Origin of the sequence: Phreatobacter cathodiphilus, from assembly GCF_003008515.1 — a bacterium.
Classification (GTDB): Bacteria; Pseudomonadota; Alphaproteobacteria; order Rhizobiales; family Phreatobacteraceae; genus Phreatobacter; species Phreatobacter cathodiphilus.
On record NZ_CP027668.1, the window covers coordinates 258847 to 272079 of the forward strand.

Annotated in this window: 11 protein-coding genes; 5 read left to right on the forward strand and 6 right to left on the reverse strand. The window is 69.8% G+C overall.

All coding sequences use genetic code 11. The annotated features are described in order from the left end of the window. Window positions 1–43: 43 nt before the first annotated feature. Window positions 44–682: a Maf-like protein gene (locus C6569_RS01275; protein WP_106747140.1), complete on the reverse strand. Its 639-nt coding sequence runs from the start codon at window positions 680–682 to the stop codon at window positions 44–46. 188 nt (window positions 683–870) lie between these two features. Here C6569_RS01275 and C6569_RS01280 point away from each other — a divergent pair, with 188 nt between their 5' ends. The 5 genes from C6569_RS01280 to C6569_RS01305 all read left to right on the forward strand — a co-directional run bounded on the left by C6569_RS01280 (window position 871) and on the right by C6569_RS01305 (window position 6010). After that, window positions 871–1920, forward strand: a complete 1050-nt coding sequence (locus C6569_RS01280) for a MaoC family dehydratase (RefSeq protein WP_106747141.1) — start codon at window positions 871–873, stop codon at window positions 1918–1920. Window positions 1921–2091: 171 nt separating this feature from the next. After that, the gene (locus tag C6569_RS01285) at window positions 2092–2652 is read left to right on the forward strand and encodes a sigma-70 family RNA polymerase sigma factor (RefSeq protein WP_106747142.1); all 561 of its coding nucleotides are present in this window, start codon (window positions 2092–2094) and stop codon (window positions 2650–2652) included. Continuing rightward, window positions 2649–3347, forward strand: coding sequence for a hypothetical protein (locus C6569_RS01290; protein ID WP_146144704.1), 699 nt, complete (start codon window positions 2649–2651; stop codon window positions 3345–3347). Before C6569_RS01285 ends, C6569_RS01290 begins: the two co-directional genes overlap by 4 nt. 101 nt (window positions 3348–3448) lie before the next feature. Next, window positions 3449–5608 (forward strand): S8 family peptidase, encoded by a 2160-nt coding sequence (locus C6569_RS21840; protein WP_181313871.1) that lies wholly within the window; start codon window positions 3449–3451, stop codon window positions 5606–5608. A gap of 141 nt (window positions 5609–5749) precedes the next feature. Then, window positions 5750–6010, forward strand: coding sequence for a hypothetical protein (locus C6569_RS01305; RefSeq protein WP_106747146.1), 261 nt, complete (start codon window positions 5750–5752; stop codon window positions 6008–6010). Between the two features lie 245 nt (window positions 6011–6255). Here C6569_RS01305 and C6569_RS01310 read toward each other — a convergent pair whose 3' ends face one another. The 5 genes from C6569_RS01310 to C6569_RS01330 all read right to left on the reverse strand — a co-directional run bounded on the left by C6569_RS01310 (window position 6256) and on the right by C6569_RS01330 (window position 13190). Then, window positions 6256–6525, reverse strand: a complete 270-nt coding sequence (locus C6569_RS01310) for a hypothetical protein (RefSeq protein ID WP_146144705.1) — start codon at window positions 6523–6525, stop codon at window positions 6256–6258. 173 nt (window positions 6526–6698) lie between these two features. Further along, window positions 6699–8096, reverse strand: a complete 1398-nt coding sequence (gene lpdA / locus C6569_RS01315; protein WP_106747148.1) for a dihydrolipoyl dehydrogenase — start codon at window positions 8094–8096, stop codon at window positions 6699–6701. A gap of 35 nt (window positions 8097–8131) precedes the next feature. Further along, the gene (locus C6569_RS01320) at window positions 8132–8878 is read right to left on the reverse strand and encodes an SDR family oxidoreductase (protein WP_106747149.1); all 747 of its coding nucleotides are present in this window, start codon (window positions 8876–8878) and stop codon (window positions 8132–8134) included. 46 nt (window positions 8879–8924) lie between these two features. Beyond that, window positions 8925–10157: a 2-oxoglutarate dehydrogenase complex dihydrolipoyllysine-residue succinyltransferase gene (gene odhB / locus C6569_RS01325; protein ID WP_106747150.1), complete on the reverse strand. Its 1233-nt coding sequence runs from the start codon at window positions 10155–10157 to the stop codon at window positions 8925–8927. A 72-nt stretch (window positions 10158–10229) separates the two neighbouring features. Continuing rightward, window positions 10230–13190, reverse strand: coding sequence for a 2-oxoglutarate dehydrogenase E1 component (locus C6569_RS01330; RefSeq protein ID WP_106747151.1), 2961 nt, complete (start codon window positions 13188–13190; stop codon window positions 10230–10232). Between the last annotated feature and the right edge of the window lie 43 nt (window positions 13191–13233).

Here is a 13233-nt window from a genome sequence, read left to right on the forward strand (position 1 = left end):
GCTGGAAGGGAAGGAGGACGGCGTTCTTCCCTCCGAACGCGCCTCAGCCCTTGGCGATCCAGCCGAGGGTGACGGGATAGCCCGTCGCGCCGACCAGCCCCACGGCCTCGGCGAGCGGCAGGCCGACGACATTGGTGTAGGAGCCGACCAGCGAGACGACGAAGGCGCCGGCAATGCCCTGGATGGCATAGCCCCCGGCCTTGCCACGCCATTCGCCGGCGCCGAGATAGGCGTCGATCTCGTCCTTCGACAGGCGCTTGAACCGCACCCGCGTCTCCACCAGCTTGGCGCTGACGCGGCCCGCCTGATCGACGCGGCAGAGGCCGGTATAGACCCGGTGCGACCGCCCGGAGAGAAGACGGATGCAGGCGGCGGCCTCCTCGATGGTCTCCGCCTTCGGCAGGATGCGGCGGCCGACGCAGACGACCGTGTCGGCGGCGAGGATCACCGATCCCGCCCAGTCCGCATCGTCGCGGATTCGGCGCGCGGCCTCCGAGGCCTTCTCCCGGGCCAGGCGCAGGGCGAGCTTGCGCGGGCTCTCGCGCGGCCAGGGCGTCTCGTCGATTTCGGCGGGAACCAGCGTGTCCGGCTCGATGCCGGCCTGCTGCAGCAGCGCCAGGCGGCGCGGCGAGGCCGAAGCGAGGATCAGTTTCGGGCGGCCGGGGACGGATGTGGGAGCCATGGGCGCCTTGGTGAGGACGTGCGCGGGGTGTGGGGTTCGATAGCCCATGCGGCGGGGCTTGTGAACTCGCGTGGCGGGCAGAGCGAAGAGCGAGCGGCGAACGGGTGATGTCACCCCCTCCTTCGTCCTGTTGGATTTCGCATCGCAGCACGGCATAGACTGCCGCGAAAGCCGAGGGGAGCCGCGCCATGCCCAAGACCAATCCGGGACGTTTCTTCGAGGACTTCCGCCTGGGCGACCGCCTCGTCCACGCGACGCCGCGCACCGTCACCACGGGCGATGCCGCCCTCTACACCGCGCTCTACGGCACGCGCTTCGCCGTCCAGTCCTCCGACGCCTTCGCCAAAGCCATCGGCTATCCACGGAGCCCCGTCGACGACCTCCTCGTCTTCCACGTCGTCTTCGGCAAGACCGTGCCCGACGTCTCGCTCAACGCCGTCGCCAATCTCGGCTATGCCGGCTGCCGCTTTCTCGCCCCGGTCTATCCCGGCGACACGCTGTCGACCGTGTCCGAGGTCATCGGCCTCAAGGAGAATTCCAACCGCAAGACCGGTGTCGTCTATGTCCGCTCCGTCGGCACCAACCAGCACGGCGACGACGTGCTCGACTATGTGCGCTGGGTGATGGTGCGCAAGCGCGACGAGGCCGCCGCCGCGCCGCCCGAGCACGTGCCGGCCCTGCCGAAGGCGCTGGAGCCCGACCAGCTCGGCGACGCCTGCCCGCTGATCGAGCCGGACGAATGGGACACCGCGCTCTCCGGCCAGCGCCACCGCCTCTCCGACTACGTGGTCGGCGAGAGCATCGACCACGTCGACGGCATGACCGTGGAGGAGGCCGAGCATATGATGGCGACGCGCCTCTACCAGAATACGGCCAAGGTCCACTTCAACCAGTTCACAGAGGGCCAGGGCCGCTTCGGCCGCCGCCTCATCTATGGCGGCCACGTCATCTCCATCGCCCGGTCGCTCTCCTTCAACGGCCTCGCCAATGCCTTCCAGATCGCCGCGATCAACGGCGGCCGTCACGTCGCGCCGCTCTTCGCCGGCAACACCGTCTTCGCCTGGTCGCAGATCCTCGCCGTTGAGGAACTTCCCGGCCGCGACGACGTGGGCGCCCTGCGCATCCGCACCATCGCCACCAAGGACCGGCCCTGCGCCGATTATCCCCTCAAGGCCGGCGACGACTACGATCCCGCCGTCATCCTCGACCTAGACTACTGGGCGCTGATCCCGCGCTGACGCTCCGGGCACGGCCGGTCCTGCGCCCCGCGAGGTTGACCTCGTCTCCTGTTTCGTCATGTTACGGAGCTGGGCCGATCCAGCGTCCCCCGACAGATTCTTCCATGGTGCATGAACCTTTTCGCCGGCCGCCGCGACTGATGCTGCGAGCCCACCGGCTCGGGAGTGGCGATGCAGTCTGACAGCGACCAGGACCTCATCCTCCGGGTTGCCAAGGGCGATCGCCTCGCCTTCAGGGCCCTCTATGCCCGCCACAATGTCCGCGTGTTCCGGTTCATCCTCCGGTTCATCAAGGACGAGGGGCAGGCCGAGGACCTGATCGGCGAAGTCTTCCTGGACGTGTGGCGGCAGGCCGACAGGTTCGAGGGGCGCTCCAGCGTCTCGACCTGGATCCTCGGAATGGCCCGTTTCAAGGCGTTGTCCTCGCTGAGGAAGACGACCGAGGCGGAACTCGACGAGGAACAGGCTGCCGCCATCGCGGACGACGCGGACACGCCCGAGACGGTGTCTCAGAAGCTGGACAAGGCAAAGGCCATCCGCCGTTGCATCGACCAGCTCTCACCCGAGCACCGGGAGATCGTCGATCTGGTCTACTATCAGGAGAAATCGATCTCCGAAGTGGCCGAAATCGTCGGGATACCGGAGAACACCGTCAAGACGCGCATGTTCTATGCGCGCAAAAGGCTCCAGGAGCTCATGCAGAGCGCCGGAGTCGATCGAGGTTGGCCATGACGACGCGCAGCCCCATGGAGATGACCGAGCGCCGGGCGGTTTCCGAACTGCTGCCCTGGTACGCCGCCGGCACGCTCTCCGCCGCCGACACCGCCCGTGTCGAATCGGCGCTCGCCGCCGACGAGACCCTGCGCGACGAACTCGAGATCGTCCGCGAGGACCAGGATGCGACCTTCGCCCTCGCCGAAGCTTCGCCGCGGCCCTCGCCCCGTGTTCTCGACGACCTGATGAAGCGCGTCGAGGCCGAACCCGCGAAGTTCGGCCAGGTCGCCGCCCGCGCCCGCGCCGGCTTCGCCGACTGGCTCGGCGAGAAGCTCGCCCTGCTCTCGCCGCGGACCCTCGCCTATGCCGCCGGTGCCGCGGCCCTCGCCCTCGTCATCCAGGCCGGCGTCATCGGCTCGTCCTTCATCTCCGGCCCGGCGCAGTTCCAGACCGCCTCCCACAGCCCGGCGCCGGCCGCACCGCGCGCCGAGGGCACCTACATCCTCATCGGCTTCGCCGCCGACGCCACCGCCGCCGACATGGGCCGCCTGCTCGAACAGGTGAAGGGCTCCATCGTCGAGGGGCCGCGCCCCGGCGGCTTCTACCGGGTGCGCATCGGCGAGGGCATCATGAGCCCGGCCGATCTCGACCGGGTGGTCGGCACGCTGCGCGGCGAGGCCCGCCTCGTCCGCTTCGTCGGCCCGGCCTCCTGATCCCCAGCGTCCGGCACTCCGCCGGGCTGTGGAGCCAAACAGAAACAATGCAGGACTAGCGTTCCGGGCAGTTCATGCCATCCGGTCCATGAGGTGCAGCCATGTGCGTGCGTGACGGTCGTCCTGCGGCTCCGCGGATCGGGTCGGGCATCGTGGCCGGTTTCCTCGGCCTCCTCGCGGCATCGACCTTTCTCATGACCATGGATGTGCGTCCTGCCCAGGCGCAGTTCGGCATATCCATCGGAGGGTTCGGCGGCGGCGGAGGCTTCCGCGGCCGCGGTGCCCGCAGCGAGGGTTTCTCGCGTGGCCCCTCCATGCAGCGCATGCCCTCCGGCCGGGGCGGCTTCATGGACGGGGGCGGACGCGGCGGTCGCATCGTCGAGGGTGGCGGCCGAGGCGGCCGTTTCATCGAGGGCGGTGGCCGTGGCGGGCGTTTCACCGAGGGCGGCGTGCGCGGCGATCGTTTCGGCGGCCGGCCGGGCCGGGGCCGCTATGGCGACGATGCCGGCTACGGCAACGGCCGTCCAGGTCGTGAGGCGGGGCGTGGCCGCTACGGCGACGACGTCGGGGGCCGGCCCGGTCGCAGGCCTCCTTGGGGGGGCCGCCCCGGTCGTCCGGGCGGCGACGACGTCGTCACCCGACCCCCCGGACGTCCTCCAGGCGGAAGGCCGCCCGGCCGTCCGCCTGGCGGCCGCCCGCCCGTCGTCTATCCCGGCGACGGCCCGGTCGTTCGGTTGCCCCCGGGCCGCCGGCCGCCCGTCATCGTGCCCGATCCAGGTCCTGTCGTGGTGCTCCCGCCGGGTGGCGGGGGACGTCCGCCGGGAGGTCGCCCGCCTGCCGGTCCGCCCGGCGGCCCGCCGCGCGGACCGGGCTTCGGCCCTGCAGCGGCCGGGGCGGCCGCAGCCTTCGGCGCGCCGGCGCTCATTTCCGCCGCCCGTGCCGGCACGGACCGCCAGCAGGACTTGCCCGGCCTGCCGCCGGCCAACGAACGGCGCTACGTGCCCGACGAGGTGATCTTCGTCATGAACGCCAATGCGCCCGCCAATGCGGTGCGCAACCTCGTCCGCCGCTACAACCTGACGCTGATCGCCGAGGAGCAGTCGCAGCTCGTCGGCGCGGTTCTGCATCGCTACCGCATCCCCAGCCGCACCACCGTGCCGGCGGCGATCCGCGCCATCACCCGCAGCCCAGGCGTCGGTTACGTCCAGCCCAACTACCTCTTCGACCGACCGAACTACGTCTTCCGCCTGCAGAGCGCTTCGACGACCCAGGGGGGCGGCGCCTCCATGCAATATGTCGTCGACCAGCTTCGCCTGCCGGAGGCCCACCGCCTCGCCCAGGGCGAGCAGGTGCCGATCGCCGTCATCGATTCCGGGGTCGAGGCGACCCATCCGGAAATGGTCGGCCGCATCGCCAAATCCTTCGACGCCATCGGCGGAGCCTTTCAGCCGCACGAGCACGGCACCGGCATGGCGGGCGCCATCGTCGCCCATGCCCAGCTCACCGGCGTCTCGCCGCGCGCCAACATCCTCGCCGCCCGCGCCTTCGCGCCGGGCCAGAGCACGGGGTCCTCGGGCACCAGCTTCCACATCCTCAAGGCGATGGACTGGTCCATCCGCGAGGGCGCCCGCGTCATCAACATGAGCTTCGCCGGCCCCCGCGATCCCCTGATGACCCGCGCCATCCAGGTGGCGGCGGGCCAGCGCATCGCCATGGTCGCCGCCATGGGCAACGAGGGGCCGGGCGCGCCCGTCTCCTTCCCCGCCGCCGATCCCAACGTCATCGCGGTGACGGCCACCGACCAAGCGGGGCGGCTCTTCTCCGCCGCCTCGCGCGGCAACCACGTCGCTGTGGCGGCGCCGGGCGTCGAGATCATCCTGCCCGCGCCGCGTGGCGGCTACCAGATCTCCTCGGGCACCTCGGTCGCGGCCGCCCATGTCAGCGGCATCGCCGCCCTCCTGCTGGAGCGCCAGCCGGATCTCGACCCCGCCCAGCTCCGCCAGATCCTGCAGGAGACGGCGCGGCGGGGGGCTACGGCGGATCCGCTGCTCGGCGCGGGCCTCGCCGATCCGGTGCCGGCGCTCACCGCCGCCCGTGCGCCGGACCCCTCGGTCCCGATGGTAACGGCGCCGCCGCCCGCGCCTCCCGCGGCGACGGCCGAAGCGCCGCCGGCTGCGGGCACGGCGACTGCCGAAGCGCCGCCGCCGGCCCCGCCGCGCCAGGCGACCGTCGATCCCGGCAAGGCCGAGGCGACGGACTGACCTCCAGCATTCCAGGCGTCAGGAAGCCTCCGGGCCCGCTGCGGAAAAAAATCGCGGCGGGCCCGAACCTTTTTCCGGCAGGCCGCGACCCATGGATATCGGGGCGCAACGAGCCCCACACCGAACTCAAGGGGACCTGCCATGAACCGCTTCAAGACCTTCGCCATCGCCGCCGCCGCCGTCGCCACCCTCTCGGTGGGTGTCGCGTCCCAGGCCGAAGCCGGCCCGTTCCATCGCCGCCACATCGGCTTCGGCGTCGGGGCGCTTGCCACCGGCCTGATCGTCGGCGGGGCCATCGCCGCCGCCAACTCCCGCGCCTACGCCTCCGACTGCTACCTGACCCGCCGCTGGGTCGACGGCCCCTACGGCCCGGAGCGCCGCACCGTCCGCGTCTGCGAGTGAGCGCCGCGACCGCCTGACCTGACCTCCCTCCGACCTGCAGCGAAGCCCCGGCCATGCACCGGGGCTTTCGCGCGTTCGTGGTCCCGTGACGCCGCCCTCGGTCCTGGGGAGCTCCTGTCCTCGTGGCGGATTCTGTGGCGCCCCCGGCCGGGTGCCGGCCCCTCTCGGTGCCGCAATGGAGTGGAGGCAAAACGAAACCGGCGGAGCTTTCGCTCCGCCGGTTCGGGGTTCGGGGTGTCGAGGTATCAGCGGCGGCCGCCGCGGCTCTCGCAGACGATGCCACCCCAGTAGGTGGAGTAGTGGCAGGCTTCCATGCTGGCGCTGGCCGGGGGCGGCGCGCCGTAGCGCTGGTGCGTCGGCCCGCCGGGCAGCACGACGGCATTGCTCGAGGTGGCCTCCGAGCCGCCGCCACCGCCGCCACCGCCCCCGCCGCCGCGGGCCTGGGCGAGGCCGGTGAAGGCGCTGGTCAGCGCGAGGGTGAGTGCGCCGGCGACGGCGAGCTTGCTGATGGACATGGTGATCTCCTTGGGTTCCGGCGCCGCGTGGCTGCGGTCGCTTGCGATGTCCATGGGTCGGACCGGGAGCGGCGAAGGTTCACCGGAGGCAGCCGGAAAGATCGCGCACTGGCACAAAAGAAAACCCCGGCTGCGAAGCCGGGGTTTTCTTTTGTCCAGGAAGGGCAGGCGCCTCACATGTGGATGGCGCGCTTGTCGACGGCCAGCGCCGCCTCCTTGACCGCTTCCGACATGGTCGGATGGGCGTGGGTCGAGCGGCCGAGGTCCTCGGCCGAGCCGCCGAACTCCATGAGCACCACCGCCTCGTGGATCATCTCTCCGGCGCCGGCGCCGACGATGTGGACGCCGAGCACCTTGTCGGTGGTCGCGTCGGCCAGCACCTTCACGAAGCCGTCCGTGGCGCGGTTGGCGCGGGCGCGGCCGTTGGCGGTGAAGGGGAACTTGCCGACGCTGTAGGCGACGCCGGCGGCCTTCAGGTCCTCCTCCGACTTCCCGACGGTGGCGACTTCCGGATAGGTGTAGACGACTCCGGGAATGCAGTCGTAGTTCACGTGGCCCGCCTTGCCGGCGATGATCTCGGCGACCGCGATGCCCTCGTCCTCGGCCTTGTGGGCGAGCATCGGGCCGCGCACCACGTCGCCGATGGCGTAGATGCCGGGAACGTTGGTCTTGAAATGGTCGTCGATGACGACCCGGCCGCGTTCCATCGCCACGCCGACCGTCTCCAGCCCCAGGCCCTCGGTATAGGGACGGCGGCCGATGGCGACGAGCACCACCTCGGCCTCGATGGTTTGCGCTTCGCCCCCGGCGGCGGGCTCGACCGTCAGGCTGACGCCCTTCTTCGAGGTCTTGGCGCCGGTCACCTTGGAACCGAGCTGGAAGGTCATGCCCTGCTTGCCGAGGATGCGCTGGAACTGCTTGGCGACCTCGGCGTCCATGCCCGGCAGGATGCGATCGAGATACTCGACCACATGCACCTCGGCGCCGAGGCGGCGCCAGACCGAGCCGAGCTCGAGGCCGATCACGCCGGCGCCGATCACCACCATCTTCGAGGGCACCTTGCCGAGCTCGAGCGCGCCTTCCGAGGAGACGATCTGCTTCTCGTCGATGGCGACGCCCGGCAGCGGGGTCACCTCCGAGCCGGTGGCGATGACGATGGCCTTCGCCTCGATCTCCGTGACCTTGCCGTCCTCGGCGGTGACCGAGACCTTGCCCGGCGCGGTGATGGCGCCGCGGCCGAAATGCTGGTCGATCTTGTGCTTCTTCATCAGGAAGGCGACGCCGTTGACGTTGGCGTCCACCGTCTCCTGCTTGTGCACCATCATCTGCTTGAGGTTGAGCTGGGGCGCCGGCACCTCGATGCCGAGGGCCTGGAAGCCGTGGCCGGCCTCGTCGAAGAGCTCGGAGGCGTGCAGCAGCGCCTTGGAGGGGATGCAGCCGATGTTCAGGCAGGTGCCGCCATGGGTCTTGCGCTTCTCCACCACGGCGACCTTCATGCCGAGCTGCGCGGCGCGGATGGCGCCGACATAGCCGCCGGGGCCGGTGCCGATGACGATGAGATCGTAGGACATGGACTGTCTCCGGAAGTGCGGACGGTGGCCGGCGCTCAGCGCCCGCCGGACGCGGTGATGAAGGTGCCGGTGCAGTAAGAGGCTTCCTCGGAGAGGAGCCAGAGCGCGGCGCGGGCGATTTCTTCGGGGTCGCCGATGCGCTGCATCGGAATGGTCGGGCGGATGCGCTCGACCCGGCCGGGGTCGCCGCTCGCCTCGTGGATGTCGGTGGTGATCATGCCGGGGCGGACCGCGTTGACGCGTATCCCCTCCGTCGCGACCTCCTTGGCGAGCCCGATGACGAAGCTGTCCACCGCGCCCTTGGAGGCGGCGTAGTCGACATATTCGTTCGGGCTGCCGAGCACCGAGGCGACCGAGGAGATGGCGACGATGGCGCCGCCCTTGCCGCCGTGCTTGGTCGACATGCGCTTCACCGCCTCGCGGGCGCAGAGGATGGTGCCGACCACGTTGATGTTCATGATGCGGTGGAGGCGGTCGGCCGTATAGGTCTCGACCCGGCCCGACAGCGACACGACGCCGGCATTGGCGATGAGGCCGACCAGCGGCCCCAGCCTGTCGGCCGCGGCGAAGATGTCGAGGATGTCGGCTTCCTCGGCGATGTCACCCTTCACCGAGACGGCCTGGGCGCCGAGCGCGTTGATGGCGGCGACGACCTCCTCGGCCGCCGCGGCATTGGCGGTGTAGTTCACCACCACGTCATAGCCGCGCTCGGCCGCCAGCAGGGCGCAGGCGCGCCCGATGCCGCGGCTCGATCCGGTGACGATGACGACGCCTTTGGACATGCTGCTCTCCTCGCGCCGCGCGGACCCGCCCGGACCTTCGTCCGGCTCAGAGATCCATCACGAGACGGGCCGGATCCTCCAGGCTCTCCTTGACGCGCACCAGGAAGGTCACGGCTTCCTTGCCGTCGACGATCCGGTGGTCGTAGGAGAGCGCCAGATACATCATCGGGCGGATCTCGATCTTGCCGCCGACCACCATCGGCCGCTCCTGGATCTTGTGCATGCCGAGGATGCCCGACTGCGGCGCGTTGAGGATCGGCGTCGACATCAGCGAGCCGTAGACGCCGCCGTTGGAGATCGTGAACGTGCCGCCCTGCATCTCCTCAATGGTCAGCTTGCCGTCGCGGGCGCGGCGGCCGAAGTCGGCGATGGTCTTCTCGACCTCGGCGATGCCCATCTGGTCGGCATCGCGCACCACCGGCACGACGAGGCCCTTGTCGGTGCCCACCGCCACGCCGACGTGGCAGAAGTTCTTGTAGACGATGTCGCTGCCGTCGATCTCGGCATTCACCGCCGGGATGTCCTTCAGCGCCTGGACGCAGGCCTTCACGAAGAAACCCATGAAGCCGAGCTTCACGCCGTGCTTCTTCTCGAACAGGTCCTTGTACTGGTTGCGCAGGCTCATCACCGCGGTCATGTCGACCTCGTTGAAGGTCGTCAGCATGGCGGCGGTGTTCTGCGCGTCCTTCAGGCGGCGCGCGATGGTCTGGCGCAGGCGCGTCATCTTCACGCGCTCCTCGCGGGCGGCATCCTCCGGCTGGGAGGCGGGGCGCGGGGCCGAGACCGGAGCCGGCGCCGGGGCGGCGGCACCGCCGGTGGCGATGGCGGCGAGCATGTCGCCCTTGGTGACGCGGCCGTCCTTGCCGGAGCCGGCGACGCCGGCCGGGCTCACGCCGCTCTCGGCGGCGATGCGGGCAACCGCCGGGCCGTTGTCGGCGGAGGCCGCCTTGGCGGGCGCGGCGGCGGCCTTCGGTGCCTCGGCCTTGGGCGCTTCCGCCTTCGGCGCCTCGGCGGCCTTGGCGGGAGCCGCTGCGGCTGCGGCGCCCTCGGCGATCTGGCCGAGCAGGGCGGCGACGCCGACCGTCGTGCCGGAATCCGCGACGATTTCCGACAGCGTGCCGGAGGCCGGCGCGTTGACCTCGAGGGTCACCTTGTCGGTCTCGAGTTCGACCAGCGGCTCGTCCTGCTTCACCGCCTCGCCGGGCTTCTTGAACCACTTGGCGACGGTGGCCTCGGTGACGGATTCGCCGAGCGTCGGAACGCGGATTTCGGTGGCCATGTGTTCAGTCCCTTGCGGGCCTCTCTTGAGGTCGTTGATGGCGGAACGTCCGGCCCCAAGGGCCGGACCGGATCAGGCGAAGGCCTCGTCCAGGAAGGCCTGGAGCTGGGCGTTGTGGCGGGACAGGAGGCCCGTCGCGGTGGCGGCGGAAGCCGGGCGGCCCACATAGCGGGCGCGCTTCGACTTGGAGCCGGCCGTTCCCAGCACCCACTCCAGATAGGGTTCGACGAAGCTCCACGCACCCATGTTCTTCGGCTCTTCCTGGCACCAGATCACCTCGGCGTTCTTGAACCGGGAGATCTCGCCCGCCAGCGCCTTCAGCGGGAAGGGATAGAGCTGCTCGACGCGCATCAGGTAGACGTCGTCGATGCCGCGCTTGATGCGGTCCTCGTAGAGGTCGTAGTAGACCTTGCCCGAGCACAGCACGACGCGCCGGATCTTCTTGTCCTCGACCAGCTTGATCTCGGGGCTCGGTAGGCTCTGCGCGTCGTCCCACAGCACGCGATGGAACGAGGTGCCGGTGACCAGCTCGTCGAGCCGCGACACCGCCCGCTTGTGGCGGAGCAGCGACTTCGGCGTCATCAGGATCAGCGGCTTGCGGATCTCGCGCTTCAGCTGCCGGCGCAGGATGTGGAAGTAGTTGGCCGGCGTCGAGCAGTTGGCGACCTGCATGTTGTCCTCGGCGCACATCTGCAGGAAGCGCTCGAGGCGGGCGGAGGAGTGCTCCGGACCCTGGCCCTCGTAGCCGTGCGGCAACAGGCAGACGAGGCCCGACAGGCGCAGCCACTTGCGCTCGGCCGAGGAGATGAACTGGTCGAACACCACCTGCGCGCCGTTGGCGAAGTCGCCGAACTGACCTTCCCACATGGTCAGGGCGTTGGGTTCGGCGAGCGAGTAGCCGTACTCGTAGCCGAGCACCGCCTCCTCCGAGAGCATCGAGTTGATGACCTCGTAGCGACCCTTCGAGCCCTCGATGTTGTTGAGGGGCGTGTAGCGGGCCTCGGTCTCCTGGTCGATCAGCACCGAATGGCGCTGGGAGAAGGTGCCGCGCTCGCAGTCCTGGCCCGACAGGCGGACGCGATGGCCCTCGTCGACGAGGGCGCCGAAGGCCAGCGCCTCGGCGGTCGCCCAGTCGATGCCTTCGCCTGTGTCGATCATCTTGCGGCGGTTGTCCATGAACCGCTGGATGGTGCGATGGGCGGTGAAGCCCTCCGGCACCTTGGTGATCGCCTGGCCGATGCGCTCCAGAGTCTCGCGCGCGACGCCGGAGGCGCCCCGGCGCGGATCGTCGTCCGAGGAGGCGCCGCCCGACAGGCCGGCCCACTTGCCGTCGAGCCAGTCGGCCTTGTTCGGCTTGTAGGACTGGCCGGCTTCCATCTCGGCGTCGAGACGGGTGCGCCAGTCGGCCTTCATCTTGTCGATCTCGCCCTCGGTGACGATGCCCTCGGCGATGAGCTTCTTGGAATAGCCGTCGAGGGTCGTCGGCAGGCCGCGGATCTTCTTGTACATGAGCGGCTGGGTGAAGGCCGGCTCGTCGCCCTCGTTGTGGCCGAAGCGGCGGTAGCACCACATGTCGATGACCACCGGCTTCTGGAACTTCTGCCGGAATTCGGTCGCCACCTTGGCGGCGAAGACCACCGCCTCCGGATCGTCGCCGTTCACGTGGAAGATCGGGGCTTCCACCATCTTCGCCACGTCGGAGGGATAGGGCGAGGAGCGCGAGTAGCGCGGATAGGTGGTGAAGCCGATCTGGTTGTTGATGATGAAGTGGATCGAGCCGCCGGTGCGGTGACCCTTCAGGCCGGACAGGCCGAAGCACTCGGCCACGACGCCCTGGCCGGCGAAGGCCGCGTCGCCGTGGATCAGCAGCGGCAGCACCGCCGTGCGGTCTTCCGGCGAACAGCCGAGCTGGTCCTGCTTGGCGCGCACCTTGCCGAGCACCACGGGATTGACGATCTCGAGGTGCGACGGGTTGGGCGTCAGCGACAGGTGCACCTTGTTGCCGTCGAACTCGCGGTCCGACGAGGCGCCGAGGTGGTACTTCACGTCGCCCGAGCCCTCCACGTCGTCGGGAGCGAAGGAGCCGCCCTTGAACTCGTGGAACAGCGCACGGTGCGGCTTGCCCATCACCTGGGTCAGCGTGTTGAGGCGGCCGCGATGGGCCATGCCGAGCACGATCTCGCGCACGCCGAGCTGGCCGCCGCGCTTGATGATCTGCTCCAGCGCCGGGATCATGCTCTCGCCGCCGTCGAGGCCGAAGCGCTTGGTGCCGGTGTAGCGCACGTCGAGGAACTTCTCGAAGCCCTCGGCCTCCACCAGCTTCTGCAGGATGGCGCGCTTGCCCTCCTTGGTGAAGGCGATCTCCTTGTCCGGCCCCTCGATGCGCTCCTGGATCCAGGCCTTCTGGGCCGGGTCGGTGATGTGCATGAACTCGACGCCGAGCGTCTGGCAGTAGGTGCGCTCGAGAATGCCGACCATCTCGCGGATGGTCGCGAACTCCAGGCCCAGCACCTTGTCGATGAAGATCTTGCGGTCGTAGTCGGCCTCGGTGAAGCCGTAGGACTTCGGGTCCAGCTCCTCGTGCGTCTTCGGCGGGTCGAGGCCGATGGGATCGAGGTTGGCGTGCAGGTGGCCGCGCATGCGGTAGGCGCGGATGAGCATGAGGGCGCGCACGCTGTCGCGCGTCGCCTGCTGCACCTGCTCGGCGGTGATCTCGGCGCCGCGGCCCTTGTCGGCGGCCTTGGCCTTCAGCTTGTCGCCAATCGCCTTCTCGACCTGCGCCCAGTTGCCGTCCATCGCGGAGATGAGTTCGCCGTTGGCGGCGATCGGCCAGTTCGGCTTCGACCAGGAGGGACCCTCCGCGCTCTTCACCACGTCCTTGGCGTCGTCGCCGAGCGAGGAGAAGAAGGCCTGCCATTGCGCGTCGACCGAGGCGGGATCGGCCTCGTAACGGGCGTAGAGGTCCTCGATATAGGCGGCGTTGCCCCCGTAGAGGAAGGACGTGAGCGCAATGGTCTCGTCTTGGCGTGCCATGGTCGTTTCCTGCAGCTTCGGGATCGCCGCTGCGATCCGCTGT

Excerpts from the sequence above, each read along its gene's own strand:
- C6569_RS01290 (WP_146144704.1), top strand. The coding sequence starts at position 2,649 with ATGACGACGCGCAGCCCCATGGAGATGACCGAGCGCCGGGCGGTTTCC.
- C6569_RS01305 (WP_106747146.1), top strand. The coding sequence starts at position 5,750 with ATGAACCGCTTCAAGACCTTCGCCATCGCCGCCGCCGCCGTCGCCACC.
- C6569_RS01320 (WP_106747149.1), bottom strand. The coding sequence starts at position 8,878 with ATGTCCAAAGGCGTCGTCATCGTCACCGGATCGAGCCGCGGCATCGGG.
- C6569_RS01310 (WP_146144705.1), bottom strand. The coding sequence starts at position 6,525 with ATGTCCATCAGCAAGCTCGCCGTCGCCGGCGCACTCACCCTCGCGCTG.
- C6569_RS01330 (WP_106747151.1), bottom strand. The coding sequence starts at position 13,190 with ATGGCACGCCAAGACGAGACCATTGCGCTCACGTCCTTCCTCTACGGG.
- odhB (WP_106747150.1), bottom strand. The coding sequence starts at position 10,157 with ATGGCCACCGAAATCCGCGTTCCGACGCTCGGCGAATCCGTCACCGAG.
- C6569_RS01280 (WP_106747141.1), top strand. The coding sequence starts at position 871 with ATGCCCAAGACCAATCCGGGACGTTTCTTCGAGGACTTCCGCCTGGGC.
- C6569_RS01275 (WP_106747140.1), bottom strand. The coding sequence starts at position 682 with ATGGCTCCCACATCCGTCCCCGGCCGCCCGAAACTGATCCTCGCTTCG.
- lpdA (WP_106747148.1), bottom strand. The coding sequence starts at position 8,096 with ATGTCCTACGATCTCATCGTCATCGGCACCGGCCCCGGCGGCTATGTC.
- C6569_RS01285 (WP_106747142.1), top strand. The coding sequence starts at position 2,092 with ATGCAGTCTGACAGCGACCAGGACCTCATCCTCCGGGTTGCCAAGGGC.
- C6569_RS21840 (WP_181313871.1), top strand. The coding sequence starts at position 3,449 with ATGTGCGTGCGTGACGGTCGTCCTGCGGCTCCGCGGATCGGGTCGGGC.